Raw genomic sequence first — 19268 nt, forward strand, 5'->3', positions numbered from 1 at the left:
CTGGCATTTCCCTTCGCGATGGGCTTATACTGTGAAATCCGGCCTTTATATGGAGCGTGCCTGACAACGGGGCGCGTGCCGGAGCTTGACGCAGTGGTGAAATGCCACTATGGAACGCCAACTTTTCCAAAGGCCGCCTGACCGAGACCGCGCGCCGCCCGGCGCGGGCAGAATGGTTTGGCAGGCTTAGAACTGAGGTTAGACAAGATGTCCCGCACCTGCGAACTCACTGCCAAGGCAGTCCAGACCGGCAATAATGTGAGCCACGCCAACAACAAGACCAAGCGTCGCTTCCTGCCGAACCTGGTCAATGTGACGCTGATTTCCGAAGTGCTGAACCAGAATGTTCGCCTGCGCATTTCGGCCAACGCGCTGCGTTCGGTCGAGCACCGCGGCGGCCTCGACGCTTTCCTGGCCAAGGCCGACGTCAAGGAATTGTCGCAGCGCGCCCGTCTGCTCAAGAAGCAGATCGCCAAGAAGCTGGCCGAGCAGTCGGCCGCTTAAAGCAGCAGCTTTCAGGCGGGGGACGACCGCCTCGAGCCCCGGCCAGACCGGTGCTCGAAACAAGAGCGAGCGTCGGCATGACGCTCGGCTGGTTCCATTACCCAGGATAAAAAAATGTATTTCCTGACGCGATATTTGCCCTTCGTGGCCGCCATGGCGCTTGTCGTCGTGGCATCGAACATCCTCGTGCAGTTCCCGATGCAGGGCCAAGTCGGCGGCCTGTCGCTGGCGGACCTACTGACCTGGGGCGCCTTCACCTATCCTTTCTCCTTCCTGGTCACCGATCTCGCCAACCGCCGCTACGGGCCGGCCGTGGCGCGCAAGGTGGTGTTCGTCGGCTTCATGACCGCGGTGACCTGCTCGATCCTGATCCCTCCTTTCCTGTTCCGTCATGGGCTGATCGAGTTCGAAACCGCCGCCGACCGGCTGGTGCGCATCGCAGCCGCCTCGGGAGCTGCCTTCCTCGCCGCGCAATTGCTCGACGTTACCGTCTTCAACCGGCTGCGCCGGCAGAGCTGGTGGCGCGCGCCGATCGTCGGCACGCTGGTCGGCTCCATCTTCGACACCGTCGTCTTCTTCGGCGTCGCCTTCTCCGCCGCCTTCGCCTTTGCCGGTCCCAACGACAGCTTCGCGCTGGAGACCGCGCCGCTGGCAGGTGTGCTGCCGGTCGAGACGATGCGCTGGGTCTCCTGGGCGCTCGGCGACCTTTCGGTGAAGCTGATCATCGCCGTGGTGGCGCTGATCCCCTACCGGCTGCTCGCTGCGCGCTGGAGCCAGCCGGCAGTCGCGCTCTAGGCCATGAGCCCAGCAAGTGGAATCAGGCCGTGATCCCCTGGGTTCAGCTTGACTCCGCCCGCACGCCCGATGGCGTGCAGGAACTGCGCCTGAAGCGGCGCGGCGCTGAATTCTCGATCATGCTCGGCACCAACGAGCTGATGAACAGCCGCCTCAGCGGCTCCGAGGAAGCGCTGGCCAGGCTTTCCTGCCAGCGTATCGCCGGACGCGAGCGGCCAAGCATCCTTATCGGCGGGCTCGGCATGGGCTTCACCTTGCGCGCCGCTCTCGCCGCGCTCAATGGCGATGCTGCCGTCACCGTGGCCGAACTCGTCCCCGCGGTCGTCGCCTGGGCACGCGGCCCCATGGCGGAAATCTTCGGTGGCTGCCTCGACGATCCCCGCGTCACCATTCGCGAGGCCGATGTCGGCCAGGTGATAGGGGCGGAGAAAGCCGCCTGGGACGCGATCCTGCTCGATGTTGATAATGGTCCCGAAGGCATCGTCCACAAGGGCAATGACACGCTCTATGGCGCCGCCGGCCTTGCGGCCGCGCGCGCCACGTTGAAGCCCGGCGGCGTGCTGGCGGTCTGGTCGCAGGGACCGGACGGTGGTTTCACCCGGCGGCTGAAACAGGCCGGCTTCGCGGTCGAGGAGATCAACATCCGGGCCAACGGCAAGCGCGGCGCCCGCCACGTCATCTGGATCGCAGCCAAGGGGCTGTGATCTGGATCGCAGCCAACCAGGCCTGACCCCTTCAGCTACAGCCGCGGCGGCTTTACGCTTTGTTACGCCCGATCGTGCAGGATCGCGAAAATTCTCCAGGGCATCGCGACCAGCATGACCATGCCAGGCAACGGTTGGAAAAACGACCTTCTGCTTGCGCTGTGCGCTACGCTGGTGGTGCTGACGATCAACGCCGTTTCCGGTTTTCCAACCCTCGGCGACTACGGCGCCGACAATGACAGCATGCTGCGGCTGGTCGAGGTTCGCGACCTGCTCGGCGGGCAGGGCTGGTTCGATCTCCACCAATACAGGATGGGAACCTCGGGCGGCTTCGTCATGCACTGGTCGCGGCTTGTCGATACGCCGCTCGCGCTGATCATCATGGCCTTCGATGCGCTGGGTACCGGCACGGCCGCTGCCGAACGCGCCGCGCAGATCATCTGGCCGACACTCCTCTACGGGCTGACCATATTCGTGCTCATGCGCGCCTCGCAGCGCTTTGCCGCTGCGAATGTTGCGATGCCGGCAATCATCCTGTCGACGGCGGCGCTTTTCTTCCTGGTGATCTACAGCCCGGGGGTAATCGATCACCACAACGTCCAGCTGCTGCTGACTGCGGCCAGCCTCTGGCTCCTGATGGAAGCGCCCTCCTGGCGCCCCGCTGCCCTTCTGGCGGGCATTTGCGCTGGGCTGACGCTCGCCATCGGCATGGAGACCGCTCCCTATGTGGCGGTGCTCGGCATCTGCGCCGCTGTCCTGTTCATCCTCGACGACAAGGAGCGCGTCACGGCGCGAGGCTTCGGTCTCGGATTTGCCGGCATCGCCTCCCTGGTCTTCGTGGCGACCATCCGGCCGGCCGACTGGGGCGTGGCCCAATGCGACGCCTTCTCCTCTTTCCAGTTCGCCGTTGCCGCATTATCCGGCTTCGGCCTCGTGATCGCCAGTACCTTTGCCGCATCCAGCCGCCGGGCGCGGCTGGTTTCGATGCTGGCGCTAATGGCGGTGGTCGCGGTCGTTGTGATCGTGTTCTTCCCGCAATGCCTGGCATCGCCCTATGCGGGCATGGACGAACGTATCCGCACTTATTGGCTGGCCGACGTGGTCGAAGCGCAGCCCTTCTGGAGCGTCGCCATCCACCAGCCGAAGCTGATGGCGGCGCGCTATGTGACGCCCTTCATCGCGATCCTGCTGGTCGGCTTTCAGCTCCGAACCCGTCGCCTGCGCCGCGCCGAGATGCTCGCCGCCATCCTGCTCGTCGCCGCCTTCGGCGTCAGCCTCTGGCAGGTGCGCGGCTCGACCTTCTCCGTCGCCTTCGCCGTGCTGCCGCTCTCGGCCTGGATCGCGAGAATCCGCCTGCGGGCGGACGCCGCGCCCTCGTGGCGCATTTCCACCGGCATCATCATGGCGTGGCTGGTCTCGCTCAACGCGACCTGGGCCGGGGTCGCGGTGGCGGCGCAGTCCGTCGTCCAGCAGGCGCCGCAGCGGGTTAATTCCGACCCCGACCATGCCGTGACCTGCGGCAAGCCGGGCGACTTCCACGATCTTGCCGCGATGCCGGCGACGACGGTGCTTGCCTCGTCCAATCTCGGCTCGGGAATATTGACGTTCACCGGCCATCGGGCGCTGGCCGGCCCTTACCATCGCAACGTCGGCGGCAATCTCGCCATGCTCGACGCTTTCATGGGAACGCCGGACGCCGCCCGCGCCGTCATCGAACGCGAGCATGTCGGGCTGGTCGCGATCTGCCGCGGCAACACGGAAGAGATATCGCTGGCTCTGGACGCGCCGAAGAGCCTTGTCGCGGCGTTGCTGCGGGACGACCTGCCTGAATGGCTCGAACTGGAACCGTCTACAGCTGGAAAGCCGATCGAGATCTACAAGGTCCGTTGAATGTCGACCCGCGGCCATGTCAGCATCGTCGACAACGCCCTTCGCAACACGCCTGCTTTGCGCTGATGCAATTTCACTGCGTGATTTAGAAAACCGCTATCGAAATCAGTCCCGTGGATCGTTGCAATCCAGCCTGTGCTTTGGTTAGCATTTCGCTCGGGCGGCGATATATGTATTCAAGAAATTTGAATTCGGGGTTTTAGCTTGGGGAGAAGACATCCATGTCGGCCATAGACGGCGCGGCGGCGCCAGCATCAGCCGCACTGCAGCATGTTGTCTCCCACATGGTGGACGCCGTGAACCGCGCCGCCTTTGTGGAAAAGCCTTTCTGGCATCTGGAAATGACCGATGTTTTCCCGGCGGATCTTTATTCACGCATGCGCGCCGCCATGCCGGAGGCGCGCGAATATCGTGCGCTCAAGGGACGCAACAATGTGAATATCAAGGCTGACGGCACCCCGACGCGCATCAAGATCGACCTCTACCCCGAATACATCCGCCATCTGCCGCAGGAGAAGCGGGCGATTTGGTCCCTGGTTGGCAAGGCATTGCATGCGCCGCAGCTGAAGGACGCATTCATGCGCCGCCTTGCCCCGGGCTTGGAGCGCCGGTTCGGCTCGGACTTCATGAAGGTCGGCATGTATCCGGTGCCGATGCTGACGCGCGACGTGGCGGGCTACAAGATCGGCTTCCACACCGACACGAAATGGAAAGGGATCACGGTCCAGTTCTACTTGCCGGAGGACGACTCGATCAACCATATCGGCACCCGCTTCGCCGAGCGCATGCCGGACGGGCGTTTCGAGAATTCGCACCGGATGTCGTTTTCGCCGAACACCGGCTACGCCTTTGCGGTCGGCACCGACACCTGGCACGCCGTCGACACCGTCGGACCGGAAGTCCGCACCCGCGACAGCATTCTTCACACCTATTTCGTGGACAACACCGCGACGCTCAAGATCCGCAACCGGAGCAAGCGCGCGGCCAATTTCGTGATGAACGAAGTCCGTCACGTCGGCCGGTAATCTCTTGGCGCCCGCCGTCGGCACGGCTGAATCCATGCCGGCCAGCCGTCGTCAATCCTGGTGCAGGATGAATTCCAGGTAGAGGTTGCGCTGCAGGATCGAATGGTTGTCGTCGGATATCAGCGACACCATCAGCGCGCCGTCGTCGCGGGTCCAGACGTCGAGCCCTTCCATATTGTCGATCTGGTAGCCCATATCGGCCTCCATCAGCACCGGCCCGTCGGCGACCGCGCCCTTCGCGACGCTTTCGCCATAGATGCGCCGCAGCCGCATCCTCACCCCGCGCGCGATCGAAAAACTGCGCTCCAGCAGCAACAGGTCGCCATCCGGCAGGAAGGCGCCGTCGGTTATGTCGAAATCGCCGTCGCGCTTCACGGTGAAGATGCCCTTATGCGGCCCCTCAATGATGGCGGCATAGACGTTGCCGGCTTCGTCGAGGCTCCTCTCCGAGACCACGACCAGGCCGCCCGCGTGCTGCCCATAAGGATTGGCATGGGTGACGGTCTCGAAGCCGCGGTTCTGGCGCAGCTCCTCGGCGGGTACCTGATAGTCGAGCTGCCTGACCGGGCCTCTCATATTGTCGGGATCGATCTTGAACTGGGCGACGCGCTGGTCGCGCTCAAAGCCGACGGTGGCGATGCCGTCCCTGACCGCGAGCCCTTCAGCGTCGACCTCCCATTTGCGGTCGATCGGCCGGCCCGAAGCGTCGACCATCTGCTGCAGGCGGAAGTTCGAAACACCCGACGGACGTCGGTCGGCGTCATGCGTGATCGTCCCGAAGAACCAGAAGCCGGTGTCGGCGACGCCGATGAAGTCGCTGCCCGGCTTCAGAAAGCGAAAGGCCGATAGCGCGCCGAAATCGCGCGCCGGCGAAGTCATCTCCAGCCCGCCGACGAATTCAAGCGGGCCGAACCGCGTCTCGTCGCGGCCGATATGGAACTGGCCGATCGGCCGCGCCGAAATCCCGACTGCTTCGACGGGAGTTCCCGGAGCGGCAATTGCCGGCGATGCGCAGGCCAGCACGCAGGCGAAAAGCGTCCGCCGCGCACACCGCCCCGAAAGGATCATCCGGCGCGCCGCAATCCGCCGCGCCGCGTGTCGCGCGCGCTTTCCTCGCCGAACAGCGAGGCGAGTTGCTCGGTCATGGCGCCGGCGAGTTCCTCGGCATCGACGATGGTGACGGCGCGGCGATAATAGCGCGTGACGTCGTGGCCGATGCCGATCGCCAGCAGCTCGACCGGCGAGCGCGTTTCGATCAGCTCGATGACCGCCCGCAGATGCCGTTCCAGGTAATTGCCCGGATTGACCGACAGCGTGGAATCGTCGACCGGCGCGCCATCAGAGATCATCATCAGGATCTTGCGCTGCTCCGGCCGGCCGATCAGCCGGTTATGCGCCCATAGCAACGCCTCGCCGTCGATGTTTTCCTTGAGCAGGCCCTCGCGCATCATCAGCCCGAGATTGCGGCGCGCGCGCCGCCACGGATGGTCGGCGGATTTATAGATGATGTGGCGCAGGTCGTTGAGCCGGCCGGGGTTAGGCGGCTTGCCATCCTTCAGCCATTTCTCGCGCGCCTGCCCGCCTTTCCACGCCCGCGTGGTGAAGCCGAGGATTTCCACCGAAACGCCGCAGCGCTCCAGCGTGCGCGCCAGGATGTCGGCGCAGGTCGCGGCGACGGTGATCGGCCGGCCGCGCATGGAGCCCGAATTGTCGAGCACCAGCGACACCACCGTGTCGCGGAACTTGGTGTCGCGCTCCTGCTTGAAGGACAGCGGCTGCATCGGGTCGATGACGACGCGCACCAGGCGGGCCGGATCGAGATAGCCTTCTTCCAGGTCGAAATCCCAGGAGCGGTTCTGCTGCGCCATCAGCCGGCGCTGCAGCCGGTTGGCGAGCCGCCCGACGACGCCGGAAAGGTTGGCGAGCTGCTTGTCGAGGAAGGCGCGCAGCCGGTCGAGCTCCTCTTCCTCGCATAGTTCCTCGGCGCCCACCGTCTCGTCGAAGGCGGTGGTGAACACCTTGTAATCGATCTCTTTCGGCAGGTTCAGGAACGGATTGTCGTTGCGCTTGGCCTCGCCCGGCGTCTCGGCGTCGGCGTCGTCCTCATCGGACAGGTCGTCGGAGGTGGCGTCGGTCGCTTCGGTCTCGGCCGACTCTTCGTCGTCGGCGGAGGCTTCGGCATCTTCCGACTGCGACTGCTCGGAGCCTGAATCCTCCTCGCCGCCTTCCTCGCTCTGTTCCTCGCCCTGCTGCTCGTTCTCTTCGTTTTCCTCCGAGTCGTCGGTTTCCTGGTCTTCGCCGAGTTGTTCGGCCATTTCCATGGAAACCAGCATGTCGCGCACGACGCGGGCAAAGGCCTGCTGGTCCTCGAGCTTGGCCGACAGGCCGTCCAGCTCGCCGCTCGCCTTTTCCTCGATCCAGGGACGCCAGAGATCGACCAGCCGCTCGCCGCTCTTCGGCACGGAACGTCCGGTGAGCTTCTCGCGCACCATCAGCGCAATCGCTTCCTCGAGCGGCGCGTCCGCCTTGTCCCTGACGTCGACGAGGTTCGCCTTGGCGTATTTGTCCTCGAGCATCGAGCCGATATTGTCGGCCACGCCTTGCATGGCGCGGCTGCCGATCGCCTCGACGCGCGCCTGCTCGACGGCGTCGAAGATGGAACGCGCCAGCTTGCCTTCCGGCGCCAGCCTGTTGTGGATGCGCTGATCGTGGCAGGCGCGCTTCAGCGCCATGGAATCGCCCAGGCCGCGCGTGATCGCAATGTCGTTGCGGGACGCTTTCTTCGGCAGTTCGGGCAGGCGAGCGCGGTTGCCGGCCAAAGCCGGCCGGTCCTTGGCAAAACCGACCTCGAGGTCCTTGTCGCCGGCGACGGCGCGCATGCACACGGTCACCGCGCGCTTGAAGCTGTCGGCTTCAGACCCGTTCTTCGGCTTGTTGCGCGTGTTGTCGCCTGGACCCGCCATGATACGTCTCTATTTTAGTTCCGGCTGTTGGATTGGTGTCGGCTGGTCAAACTGAGTACGGAGAATTCCGACAATTTCCTTCACCGAAATTGTGAAATAGCCCCCTTTTCCGGAGTCATAAGCCTGTCGCCACTGACGGTATCCATTTTCAAAACCACTTGGGATCGGAACGACGCCTTCAAGTTCAACGACACTTGCTCTCAGAGCTTCCGCCGAAATGGGCATATGAGAAACGGTTTGCAGTTGTTTTTCGCCGGTCGGTATCGGCGCGTCTGTAACAGAGATCGACACGATGGCCTGTTGATTGCCATCGAAGCTGTCAACCGCACCGACGATTACCCGAGATGAAGCAGGTACCGCTCCGCGGTAAGTCCAAATCTGCCCGGCTTTGAACGGGTTGGTTTGAGCCATAGCTACCTGACAGACAGATAAGCAAAAAATCAGCAAACCCCACTGGAATGTCCGCAGGGCTGGTTGCATGGGCTCCGCCTACCCCAGCACCACGTTCGCGGCGCTCTCCGGCAGATCCTCGCCGAAGGCGCGTTGGTAGAACTCGGCCACCACCGAACGCTCCAGCTCGTCGCACTTGTTGAGGAAGGTCAGCCGGAACGCCATGCCGATATCGCCGAAGATCTCGGCGTTCTCGGCCCAGGTGATGACGGTGCGCGGGCTCATCACGGTCGACAAGTCGCCATTGATGAAGGCCGAACGCGTCATGTCGGCGACACGCACCATCTTGTTGACGATGTCCTTGCCCTTGCTGTCGCGATAGTGCTTGGCCTTGGCCAGCACGATGTTCACTTCATTGTCGTGCGGCAGGTAATTGAGCGTGGTGACGATCGACCAGCGGTCCATCTGCGCCTGGTTGATCTGCTGGGTGCCGTGATAGAGCCCCGTGGTGTCGCCAAGGCCGACCGTGTTGGCGGTGGCGAACAGCCGGAATGCAGGGTGCGGGCGGATGACCCGGCTCTGGTCGAGCAGGGTCAGGCGGCCCGACGATTCCAGCACGCGCTGGATGACGAACATCACGTCCGGCCGGCCGGCATCATATTCGTCGAAGCAGAGCGCCACATTGTGCTGATAGGCCCAGGGCAGGATGCCGTCGCGGAATTCGGTGACCTGCAGCCCTTCCTTGACGACGATGGCGTCCTTGCCGACGAGGTCGATGCGGCTGACATGGCTGTCGAGGTTGACGCGCACACAGGGCCAGTTGAGCCGCGCCGCGACCTGCTCGATATGCGTCGACTTGCCAGTGCCGTGATAGCCCGACACCATGACGCGGCGGTTGTAGGCAAAGCCGGCGAGGATCGCCAATGTCGTCGCCTTGTCGAACAGATAATCCGGGTCGATGTCCGGTACATGCTCCGTCGCCGCCGAATAGGCGGGAACGACCATCTTGGAATCGAAGCCGAATTTCTCCTTCACCGGCACTGTCGTATCGGGCAGGTTGGCGATGTCGCGATCGACCTTGTTCATCACTATCAACGTCTCCACGGGCGAAACGCCGCGTTTCGCCGGCAATCAATTTTGTCCGGGGGCGGTCTTAGAGCCTTTTCCAACCTTATGAAAGTTGGAAAAACGACTTGGTACCGTGGGGCCGCTCAGCACAATCCTGCTTGCTTGAGCACGCGATAGGCCTGCAGCACATCGCGGAACCGGTCTTCCGAACCTCTGTCGCCGCCATTCGCATCCGGATGGTGACGCTTAACGAGTTCCTTATAGCGCGCCTTGATGTCCTGACCAGTCGCCTTTGTGTCAAGGCCAAGCGTTTCCAGCGCCTTGGCCTCAAGTGGCTTTGCCTTGCGCTCGCGCGGCTCGCGTGCTCCGCCGCTGAACAGGTTGAAGGGATCGCGCATGCGGTTGTAGTAGCCGGCCCGTCCCGAACGCTGCTGCGCGAAATCCGGCGCCGAGCGCGTTCCGCCGCCATTGGCGCCCATGCGCCATGTCGGCCTGTGGCCGGTCAGCGCCTCCTTCTGGAAACGGGCGATCTCTGTGTCCGACACGCCGGAGAAGTAATTGAAGCCCTTGTTGTATTCGCGCACATGGTCGAAGCAGAAGCGAAAATACTCGCCCTCCTTGAGGCGCCCGACCGGCGCGCGATGCGTGCCGGCCTCGTTGCAGCCGTCCCACTGGCAGATCGGCGCGCGCGACTTCAGCTCCGCGTCCTTCTCCGGCCGAATTCGAATTTTCTCGAAATATTTGGGATACGCTTTCATCTCACCCATTTATGGGCTGTTCGCATATGCGAAACAAGAATTGACATTTCGCCGATGATCGCCCTAACCGCTGAATCGCGGCTTAAAAGCGGTCGAAATTCAAGATTTTGCGGCTGTGCCGCAGATGTGGGGAAGGGAAACCCGGATGTCCATACAGTCGACAATCGAAAACAAGCTGAAAGCAGCATTTTCGCCCGAACGGCTAGCGGTCATCAATGAGAGCCACCTTCACGCCGGTCATCATCACGTCGAGTCGGGCCACCACGCGACGTTCGACGGCGCCGGCGAGACGCATTTCCGCGTTCGCATCGTCTCGCCGAGCTTTGCCGGCATGGCTCGCATCGAGCGCCACCGTGCCGTCAACGAATTGCTCGCGGACGAACTGAAGGCCGGCGTGCATGCGCTGGCGATCGAGCCGGCGGCACCCGGCGAGAAGACGCGCTGGTAAGCTCTCAGCCGACGCTCGCCTTGAGGAAGGCCAACACAGCCTTGGTCAAGGCGTCGCCGTCCTGGCCGAAATCGCGATTGATCGACATATGCGTATAGGCGCTGCCGTCGAACAGCGTGACCTTGGCGCCGGTGGCGCGCAGGCGTCCCGCGAAAGCCTTCGACGCTTCGCTTCGCCCGGGCGCGCGCGAGTAGGCGATGAAGGTCGGCGGATGTTTCCTGCCGTCGACATGGGTCGACGGCGATAGCGCCGCCCATTGTGTCGGGTCGGGAAAGGCACGCGCATAGACGCCCACCATGCCGCCATTCCTGGATAACGCCACAAGATCATAGGCCCTGGTATCGTCCAGGATCAGCGCGGCGACACCGGGCAACCCGCCGCGCATGCCGGTCAGGGCGATAAGGTGGCACCCGGCCGAATGGCCCATGCCGATAATGCGACTGGGATCGCCGCCGTATCGGGCAATGTTGGCGCGCACATAGCCATAGGCCTTTTCGACGTCGCCGGCCTGGGTGCCGACATCGGCTTCCGGCAGCATGCGGTAATCGATCGAGACGAACACGAATCCATTGGCGAGCAGGAAGTCCGGCTTTGAGCCGACCTGGCCGCGTTTGCCGAACCGCCAGGCGCCGCCATGGACAAAGAAGACCACCGGCAAGTTGTTCGCGTCGTCCGGCGCGTAGATGTCGAGCTTGGCCGGACCGTAATCGAGGGTTTGCGGCGCCTGCCGACCCGGACGCCTGGCGGCTGACGCACCTGCCGGCAGCAGCGCCCCCAGGGATGCCGCGATGAAGCCGCGTCGATCGATCATCGTCATCTCCGGCCAGGTTACGGCGCAAGCGTGCCGCGCACCTCGATTGGATTAATAATGACAACTTGTGGGTAGCAAACCAAATCAGGACCTTGAAGCTCCGCCGGCAATCACCACGTATTTCTGGGGCGAGCATTTTCGGCCGCGTCGGGTATCCCCCGGGTCAATGCCAGATTGCATGCGCTATCCTTCATGTGAAGGGAACAAACAGTGCTTTCCGGCAGTTGATGCAGCGATGAGCCGATTGGCAGCCCACCGGCTCCGAGGCAAAGCACCATGCGCGAGAACCAATCAGACGTCTTCGATCTGTTTTCGGAGATTTATTCCAACGCGGCTCAGGAAGAGATCAGCCTGCAGCAATATCTCCTGGCCTGCCGCGAAGACAAATCCATGTACGCGTCGGCGCCCGAACGCATGGTCGAGGCGATCGGTGAGCCGAACCTGGTCGACACCAGCAAGGACGAGCGGCTCGGCCGCATTTTCTCCAACCGCACCATCAAGGTCTATCCCTCCTTCTCCGATTTCTACGGAATGGAGGATACGATCGAGCGCATCGCCGGATATTTCCGCTATGCCTCGCAGGGCCTCGAGGAGCGCAAGCAGATCCTCTATCTCCTCGGCCCGGTCGGCGGCGGCAAATCCTCACTGGCCGAACGGCTGAAGAAGTTGATGGAGGAGCGCCCGATCTACACGCTCAAGGTCGGCAATAAGATCAGCCCGGTCTTCGAATCTCCGCTCGGGCTTTTCCATCCCGATCGCATGGGCGATCTGCTGGAGGACAAATACGGCATCGCCCGCCGCCGCCTGAACGGACTGATTTCGCCCTGGGCGGCCAAGCGCCTCGACGAACTGTCGGGCGACATCTCCAAATTCAGCGTGGTCAAGCTGATGCCGTCGCGGCTGCGCCAGATCGCCATCGCCAAGACCGAGCCCGGCGACGAGAACAATCAGGATGTCTCGGCCCTGGTCGGCAAGGTCGACATCAGGCAGTTGGAGCACTTCAGCCAGTCCGACCCGGACGCCTACTCCTACAGCGGCGGCCTCAACCGGACCACCCAAGGGCTGCTCGAATTCGTCGAGATGTTCAAGGCGCCCATCAAGGTCCTGCACCCATTGCTGACGGCAACCCAGGAAGGCAGCTACAACGGCACCGAGAATTTCGGTGCCTTCCCTTATCAGGGCATCGTCGTGGCCCATTCCAACGAATCGGAATGGCAGCAGTTCAAGAACAACAAGAACAACGAAGCCTTCCTCGACCGCATCCTCGTGGTCAAGGTTCCCTATTGCCTTCGTGTTACCGAGGAGAGGCACATTTACGAGAAGCTGCTGCGCGAGAGCGAGCTGGCAAACAGCCCCTGCGCGCCCGAAGTGCTGGACATCCTCAGCCGCTTCACCGTCTCCACCCGCCTTGCCGAACATGAGAACTCACCGCTCTACACCAAGATGCGCGCCTATGACGGCGAGAACCTCAAGGAGATCGACCCCAAGGCCAAGTCGGTCCAGGAGTATCGCGACGCCGCCGGCGTCGACGAGGGCATGACCGGGGTAAGCACGCGCTTTGCCTTCAAGATCCTGTCGCAGACGTTCAACTACGACACCAAGGAGGTGGCGGCCGATCCCGTGCACCTGATGTACATCCTCGAGGAGGCCATCAAGCGCGAGCAATTCCCGAAGGAAACGGAAGCCGCCTTCCTCGAATTCATCAAATCGGAACTCGCGACGCGCTATGCCGAGTTCATCGGCCATGAGATCCAGAAGGCCTATCTGGAATCCTACAGCGAGTACGGTCAGAACCTCTTCGACCGCTACATCGCCTATGCCGACGCCTGGATCGAGGATCAGGACTACAAGGACCCCGACACCGGCCAGATCCTCAACCGCGAGGTGCTGGACAAGGAATTGTCGCAGGTCGAAAAACCGGCCGGCATCGCCAACCCCAAGGACTTCCGCAACGAAGTGGTCAAATTCACACTGCGTGCCCGGGCGCGCAACCATGGCCGCAATCCCTCCTGGACGAGCTATGAAAAGCTTCGCGAGGTCATCGAGAAGCGCATGTTCGGCCAAGTCGAGGACCTGCTGCCGGTGATCAGCTTCGGCTCCAAGCAGGACAGCGTCACGGAGAAGCGGCACAACGAATTCGTGCAGCGCATGGTGGAACGCGGCTACACCCAGCGGCAGGTTCGCCGGCTGGTCGACTGGTATATGCGCGTGAACAAGGCGGGTTGAGCAAAGCCGGGACGGTTCCATGCCGATCTTCATCGACCGCCGCCTGAACCCGAAGGACAAGAGCCTGGGCAATCGCCAGCGCTTCCTCCGACGCGCCCGTGATGAGCTCAAGCGCAGCATCCGCGACCACGTCCGGACAGGTCGTATCGCCGACATTGACCGCGAGCATGCCGTGCCGATGCCTCGCAAGGGCACCAGCGAACCGACCTTCGGCGAAGACAAGGAAAGCGGCAGGCGTCAGCACATCCTGCCCGGCAACAGGACATTCAGCTCTGGCGATCTTATCCCCAAGCCGGGCGGCGGCGGCGGCTATGGATCGGCTCCGGGGACCACGGAATCCGAGGACGACTTCCGCTTTGTGCTGTCACGCGAGGAAGTGCTCGACCTTTTCTTCGAGGACCTCGAACTGCCGGATCTGGTCAAGCTCAATCTCAAGCAGATACTGAGCTTCAAGCCGAGACGGGCGGGCTTCACGGCAAGCGGAGCGCCGACCAACATCAATGTCGGACGCACGATGCGCAACAGCCACGGGCGCCGCATCGCGCTCAGGCGTCCCAAGCAGGCGGAGTTGGACGCAATCGCCCTGCAGATTGCCGAGCTTGAAGCGAAACCGGCAAGCGCGGCGATGAGCGAACGCATCGCTGCCCTGCGCGAGGAGTTCGACCGGATCGAGCGCAGGCGCAGGCGAATTGCCTATGTCGATCCGGTCGATATCCGTTTCAACCGCTTCGATCCCCAGCCGGTGCCGAACGCCAGCGCGGTGATGTTCTGTCTGATGGACGTCTCCGGCTCGATGGGAGAGCGCGAGAAGGATCTGGCCAAACGCTTCTTCGTGCTGCTGCATCTGTTTCTGACACGGCGCTACGAACGCACCGAGGTCGTCTTCATCCGCCACACCCACGAAGCCAAGGAGGTGGACGAGCATACGTTCTTCTACCACACCGAAAGCGGCGGCACGGTCGTCTCCACCGCGCTCGAGGAAATGCACCGCATCATCGAGGAACGCTACCCGGTCGCCGAATGGAACATCTACGCCGCCCAGGCCTCCGACGGCGACAATTTCGCCACCGATTCCGAGCGCTGCATAGAACTGCTCGACCGCAAGCTGATGCGGCTTTGCCAGTATTTCGCCTATGTGGAGATCATCGACGAGCGGGAAAGCCACATTTTCGGCTCGACCGAGAACGGAACGTCGCTCTGGCGCGCCTACAATGCCGTCGACGGGAAATGGCCGAATTTCCAGATGAGGCGCATCGCCGCGCCGGCCGACATATACCCGGTCTTCCGCGAGCTCTTCGCCAGGCAACCTGATCTGCGCAAGAGCGCTTGAGGGCTCGGATGGTCAGCCAAGCGCGCAAATCCGAATTGCTGTTTTCCGGGTCGGACTGGGATTTCAACAAGCTGTCCCGGGTCTATGACGAGATCGAAGCGATCGGCCTCGAAGAGCTTCGCCTCGACATCTACCCGGTGCAGATGGAGATCATCTCTTCCGAGCAGATGCTCGACGCCTATTCGTCGGTGGGCATGCCGCTGATGTACCGGCATTGGTCATTCGGCAAGCACTTCCTCTACAACGAACTGCTCTACCGTAAGGGCGCACGCGGTCTGGCCTATGAACTGGTCATCAACTCCAATCCCTGCATCGTCTACCTCATGGAAGAAAACACCATGGCCCTGCAGGCTTTGGTGACGGCGCATGCTGCGCTGGGACACAACCATTTCTTCAAGAACAATCACCTTTTCCGGCAATGGACGGACGCCGGCGGCATCCTGAGCTATCTGGATTTTGCCAAGAGCTACATAGCCCGATGCGAGGAACGGCATGGCCTGGCAGCCGTGGAGGCAATCCTGGATTCGGCCCACGCGCTGATGGAGCAGGGTGTGTTCCGCTATCATCGGCCGCCGAGACTGTCGTCCGAGCAGCAGCGCGAAGGGCTGCGCGAGCGCCTGGAATACGAGGAGCGTTCGTTCAACGATCTCTGGCGGACACTACCGCCTTCGCAAGAGAGCGACGATACCAAAACAGCCGGTGACGACGACGCGGCCGAGCGGAAAAAATCGCTCAATCTGCCAGAGGAGAACCTGCTCTATTTCCTCGAGAAGAACAGTCTCGTCCTCGAGCCCTGGCAGCGCGAGATCGTCAGGATCGTGCGCGTCATCGCGCAATATTTTTATCCGCAGCGGCAAACCCAGGTGATGAACGAAGGTTGCGCGACCTTCGTGCATTACACGCTCATGAACATGCTGTTCGACCGTGGCCGCATCAACGAAGGCGCCATGCTCGAAATCCTGCGCAACCACTCGAACGTGGTCTTCCAGCCGGCCTATGACGACCCGCGCTTTTCCGGCATCAATCCCTATGCGCTGGGTCTCGACATGATGCAGGACATCCAGCGCATCTCGACCGCGCCGACCGCCGAGGACCGCGACTGGTTTCCCGACATCGCCGGCCGCGGCGACTGGCGCGACACCTTGCTCGACGCCTGGGCCAACCATCGCGATGAATCCTTCATCCGGCAGTATCTGAGCCCAAGGCTGATCCGCAAATGGCGGCTCTTCGTGCTGGCCGACGGTGCCGACGAGCCGCACTATGAGGTGGCCTCGATTCACAATGAGCGCGGCTATGGCAAGATAAGGTCGGCGTTGGCGCAAAGCTACGATATCGGCGCCAACCGTCCCGACATCCAGGTGGTTGACGTCGACCTGCTCGGCGACCGGCATCTGCGGCTCCAGCACGTGGTCAAGGATGGCGTCATGCTCGAGGGCCAGAGCCGCGACGCGACGCTGCGCCATATCCGCAACCTCTGGGGCTATGATGTCAGCCTGGCGGCAATCGATGCCGGTACCGGCGCGATGCTCAGCGAGCGTTGGACCAAGGAACTTTGAGGGCATCGCCGGACATCGGCACGCCTTAGCCCTCGCTGGCGGGACGTATCCGCAATCGGGCGATGCGGTTCTTCTCGCGCTTCATCACCACGAAACGCTTGCCGTGGAAGGTGAAGGCCTGCTTCTCCTCCGGGATCGACTGCGTCTCATGAATGACGAGGCCGGCGATCGTCGTGGCTTCCTCGTCGGGCAGGTCCCAGTCGAGCGCGCGGTTCAAATCGCGGATTGGCACCGTGCCGTCGACGACGACCGAGCCGTCGGCCTCTTTCTTGACGCCCTGCATGTCGATGTCGTGCTCGTCGGCGATCTCGCCGACGATCTCCTCGATGATGTCTTCCAGCGTCACCAGCCCTTCGACCTCGCCATACTCGTCGACGACGATGGCGAAATGCGCCTTGCGCCGCAGAAAGGCGTTGAGCTGTTCCTGCAAGGTGGTGGTGTCCGGCACGAACCACGGCTTGGCCGCGATCTTCATGACGTCGATCCGCGAAAAATCGTTGCCGACCTCGTTGAGGGCTCTCAGCAGATCCTTCGCGTGCAACACGCCGACGATGTTGTCGAGCGAGCCCTTCCATAGCGGCATGCGGGTGTGCGGGCTCTGCAGGATCTCGCGCACCACCGCCTCCGGCGCATTGTCGGCATTGACCGAGCGCATATTGGTGCGGTGGACCATGACGTCCGAGACTTCGAGCTCATCGAGGTCGAACAGGCCCTCGAGCCGATTGCGCTCCTCACCGGCAGCCGCGCCCTCGCGGCGAGGTTCGTCGCCGTCTTCATCCTTGCCGTTGCGCTCGGACCGCTGCGCCGGCTCGATCGGCCGCAGCGCATAGCCGCAAGCGGCAAGCAATCGGGCGCGGAAGAAAAGCGCCAAAAGCACGATGGCGGCAAGGACGGCGGCGACGATCCAGCCGGCGCCGTTCATCCGGGATGGCTCACCTCGAGCCATCCGGGATGGTTCGATTTGAGGAAGGAGAGCACTTCCGACGACGGCACGTCCTTGGCGATGAAAGCTTGGCCGATGCCATGCGTCAGAATGAAGGTCAGCGCGCCGCGCGAAACCTTCTTGTCCTGGGTGATGAAGCCGAGCAACGCCTCGGCGTCCGGCAGCTCGCCCGGAATATCGGCCATCCGCCAGGGCAGGCCGACGGCGCGCAGATGCGCTTCGACGCGCTCCGCGTCGTCCGGGCTCGCCAGGTTGAGACGCGCCGAAAAACGATGCGCCAGCGCCATGCCGATGGCGACGCCCTCGCCATGGACGAGCCGGCTCCCATCATACTGCGTGGCAGCTTCGAGCGCATGACCGAAAGTGTGGCCGAGATTGAGCAAGGCGCGGTCGCCGGTCTCGAACTCGTCGCGGGCAACGACGTCGGCCTTGGCGCGGCAGGCCTCGGCGATCGCCTCGACCCGCGCCGGACCGCCGGCGAAAACGTCCCGCCAGTTCCGTTCGAGCCAGGCGAAGAAGGCCGGGCGGTCGATCAGCCCGTATTTGGCAAGCTCGGCATAGCCGGCGCGGAACTCGCGGATCGGCAGCGTGTCGAGCACCTGGGTGTCGGCAAGCACCAGCCTGGGCTGGTGGAAGACGCCGACGAGGTTCTTGCCGCGCGCGCTGTTGATGCCGGTCTTGCCGCCGACGGAAGAATCGACCTGCGCCAGCAGCGAGGTCGGTATCTGCACGAAATTCATGCCTCGGCGCACGATGCCGGAAGCAAAACCGGCAAGGTCGCCGATGACGCCACCGCCGAGCGCGATCACCACGTCGCGGCGTTCGAGTCTTGCCGCGAGCACGCCGTCGACCGCTTCCTCCAGATGGACGAAACTCTTGGTCTTCTCGCCCGCAGGCAGCGTGATGACGGCGGACTGGATGCCGCCTTTGTCCAACCCAGCCTTCAACGTGTCGAGATGCGCGGCGGCGACATTCTGGTCGGTGACGATGGCCGCGCGGGTACCGGGAAGCCGGCGCGCGATCTCCTCGCCGGCGCGCGCCAGCAATCCTGAACCGATCAATATGTCGTAGGCACGGTCGCCGAGACCGACCTCAACCTTCACCGGTTCGGCATTGCTCACGACTGAATCTCGCCAGTTGTGGCGCTCGTAGCGCCCGTTGCGATCGTGTCGATGCCGAGATGGGCGCAAAGCGCCGCGACGACTTCGCCAGCGATGATCTCCTTGCGGTCGTCGCGCGTCGGCACAGTCAGGTCGGCGATGGCGTAGACCGGATAGCGCTCGCCCATCAGCTTCTCCAGGACGCCACGCGGATCGGGATTCTTCAAGAGCGGCCGGTTCTGCTTCTTCGAAACGCGCTCCATCAAAAGGTCCAGATCGGCCTTCAGCCAGACCGATACGCCATGCGCGGAAATCGCCTCGCGCGTCTGCGCATTCATGAAGGCGCCGCCGCCGGTCGACAGCACTTGCGGTCCGTTCTCCAGCAGACGCAGGATCACCCGCTGCTCCAGCGCGCGGAATTCCGGCTCGCCATAGCGCTCGAACAACTCCGGCACCGTCATGCGCGAGACGCTTTCGATCTCCTGGTCGCTGTCCATGAAGGGCAGCGACAGCATCGTCGCCACCTTGCGGCCGATCGCGGTCTTGCCAGCGCCCATCAGTCCGACGAAGATGATCGACCGGCTTCCGAGCCGTTCGATCAGCGCGGCGCGGCCTTCGTCCGTCGGATTTGGTGGCAGAGCGTTCATCGGGGCCTCTTTGCGCCGTATCGACATCAAAAGCCTGTTTGCGTCAAGCACGGCCGGACAAACGGCCTCGAAGCTTCCCCGGCAAAACCTCCTGCTCACCGGAATCCTTC

At 63.0% G+C, this 19268-nt stretch carries 18 protein-coding genes; 9 read left to right on the forward strand and 9 right to left on the reverse strand.

The window, feature by feature from the left end; genetic code table 11:
* Window positions 1-207 precede the first annotated feature (207 nt).
* The 5 genes from rpmB to FJ419_RS13025 all read left to right on the forward strand — a co-directional run bounded on the left by rpmB (window position 208) and on the right by FJ419_RS13025 (window position 4918).
* Window positions 208-504, forward strand: coding sequence for a 50S ribosomal protein L28 (rpmB, locus tag FJ419_RS13005; RefSeq protein WP_140692743.1), 297 nt, complete (start codon window positions 208-210; stop codon window positions 502-504).
* Between the two features lie 114 nt (window positions 505-618).
* Complete coding sequence (locus FJ419_RS13010; RefSeq protein ID WP_140692746.1) at window positions 619-1299, forward strand: queuosine precursor transporter; 681 nt, start codon at window positions 619-621, stop codon at window positions 1297-1299.
* A 29-nt stretch (window positions 1300-1328) separates the two neighbouring features.
* Complete coding sequence (locus FJ419_RS13015) at window positions 1329-2003, forward strand: hypothetical protein (protein WP_140692749.1); 675 nt, start codon at window positions 1329-1331, stop codon at window positions 2001-2003.
* 114 nt (window positions 2004-2117) lie between these two features.
* On the forward strand, window positions 2118-3893 hold the full coding sequence (locus tag FJ419_RS13020; RefSeq protein WP_140692752.1) for a GtrA family protein: 1776 nt from the start codon (window positions 2118-2120) through the stop codon (window positions 3891-3893).
* Between the two features lie 221 nt (window positions 3894-4114).
* The gene (locus FJ419_RS13025) at window positions 4115-4918 is read left to right on the forward strand and encodes a hypothetical protein (protein WP_140692755.1); all 804 of its coding nucleotides are present in this window, start codon (window positions 4115-4117) and stop codon (window positions 4916-4918) included.
* Window positions 4919-4969: 51 nt separating this feature from the next.
* On the opposite strand, the gene FJ419_RS13030 is transcribed toward FJ419_RS13025, so the two are convergent.
* From FJ419_RS13030 to FJ419_RS13050, 5 genes are all read right to left on the reverse strand, one after another.
* Window positions 4970-5986, reverse strand: coding sequence for an esterase-like activity of phytase family protein (locus FJ419_RS13030; RefSeq protein ID WP_140692758.1), 1017 nt, complete (start codon window positions 5984-5986; stop codon window positions 4970-4972).
* Window positions 5983-7881, reverse strand: coding sequence for a cobaltochelatase subunit CobT (cobT, locus tag FJ419_RS13035; protein ID WP_095767560.1), 1899 nt, complete (start codon window positions 7879-7881; stop codon window positions 5983-5985). The genes FJ419_RS13030 and cobT overlap by 4 nt, the downstream gene beginning before the upstream one ends.
* A gap of 9 nt (window positions 7882-7890) precedes the next feature.
* Window positions 7891-8361: a hypothetical protein gene (locus FJ419_RS13040; RefSeq protein ID WP_140692763.1), complete on the reverse strand. Its 471-nt coding sequence runs from the start codon at window positions 8359-8361 to the stop codon at window positions 7891-7893.
* A 9-nt stretch (window positions 8362-8370) separates the two neighbouring features.
* Window positions 8371-9357, reverse strand: a complete 987-nt coding sequence (gene cobS, locus FJ419_RS13045; protein ID WP_140542548.1) for a cobaltochelatase subunit CobS — start codon at window positions 9355-9357, stop codon at window positions 8371-8373.
* Window positions 9358-9482: 125 nt separating this feature from the next.
* Window positions 9483-10106 (reverse strand): J domain-containing protein, encoded by a 624-nt coding sequence (locus FJ419_RS13050; protein ID WP_095767437.1) that lies wholly within the window; start codon window positions 10104-10106, stop codon window positions 9483-9485.
* 136 nt (window positions 10107-10242) lie between these two features.
* On the opposite strand from FJ419_RS13050, the gene FJ419_RS13055 reads away from it, so the two are divergent.
* Window positions 10243-10545, forward strand: a complete 303-nt coding sequence (locus FJ419_RS13055; protein WP_095767436.1) for a BolA family protein — start codon at window positions 10243-10245, stop codon at window positions 10543-10545.
* Between the two features lie 4 nt (window positions 10546-10549).
* Here the strand turns inward: FJ419_RS13055 and FJ419_RS13060 are convergent, their stop codons facing one another.
* On the reverse strand, window positions 10550-11356 hold the full coding sequence (locus FJ419_RS13060; protein ID WP_140692766.1) for an alpha/beta hydrolase: 807 nt from the start codon (window positions 11354-11356) through the stop codon (window positions 10550-10552).
* 276 nt (window positions 11357-11632) lie between these two features.
* Here FJ419_RS13060 and FJ419_RS13065 point away from each other — a divergent pair, with 276 nt between their 5' ends.
* Genes FJ419_RS13065 through FJ419_RS13075 form a run of 3 tightly spaced genes read left to right on the forward strand, consistent with a single transcriptional unit; the run spans window position 11633 to window position 16468 of the window.
* Entirely contained in the window at window positions 11633-13582 is a 1950-nt protein-coding gene (locus FJ419_RS13065; RefSeq protein ID WP_095767435.1) for a PrkA family serine protein kinase, read from the forward strand.
* A gap of 19 nt (window positions 13583-13601) precedes the next feature.
* A complete protein-coding gene (locus FJ419_RS13070; protein WP_140692771.1) occupies window positions 13602-14912 on the forward strand; it encodes a YeaH/YhbH family protein in 1311 nt (436 codons plus the stop codon).
* Window positions 14913-14920: 8 nt separating this feature from the next.
* Window positions 14921-16468 (forward strand): SpoVR family protein, encoded by a 1548-nt coding sequence (locus FJ419_RS13075; RefSeq protein ID WP_140692774.1) that lies wholly within the window; start codon window positions 14921-14923, stop codon window positions 16466-16468.
* A gap of 25 nt (window positions 16469-16493) precedes the next feature.
* Here the strand turns inward: FJ419_RS13075 and FJ419_RS13080 are convergent, their stop codons facing one another.
* Genes FJ419_RS13080 through FJ419_RS13090 form a run of 3 tightly spaced genes read right to left on the reverse strand, consistent with a single transcriptional unit; the run spans window position 16494 to window position 19158 of the window.
* Entirely contained in the window at window positions 16494-17390 is an 897-nt protein-coding gene (locus tag FJ419_RS13080; RefSeq protein ID WP_140692777.1) for a transporter associated domain-containing protein, read from the reverse strand.
* Window positions 17387-18532 (reverse strand): 3-dehydroquinate synthase, encoded by a 1146-nt coding sequence (gene aroB, locus FJ419_RS13085; RefSeq protein WP_140692780.1) that lies wholly within the window; start codon window positions 18530-18532, stop codon window positions 17387-17389. Before aroB ends, FJ419_RS13080 begins: the two co-directional genes overlap by 4 nt.
* The gene (locus FJ419_RS13090) at window positions 18529-19158 is read right to left on the reverse strand and encodes a shikimate kinase (RefSeq protein ID WP_140692783.1); all 630 of its coding nucleotides are present in this window, start codon (window positions 19156-19158) and stop codon (window positions 18529-18531) included. The genes aroB and FJ419_RS13090 overlap by 4 nt, the downstream gene beginning before the upstream one ends.
* Between the last annotated feature and the right edge of the window lie 110 nt (window positions 19159-19268).

Source organism: Mesorhizobium sp. B2-6-2, from assembly GCF_006440615.1.
Lineage (GTDB): Bacteria > Pseudomonadota > Alphaproteobacteria > Rhizobiales > Rhizobiaceae > Mesorhizobium.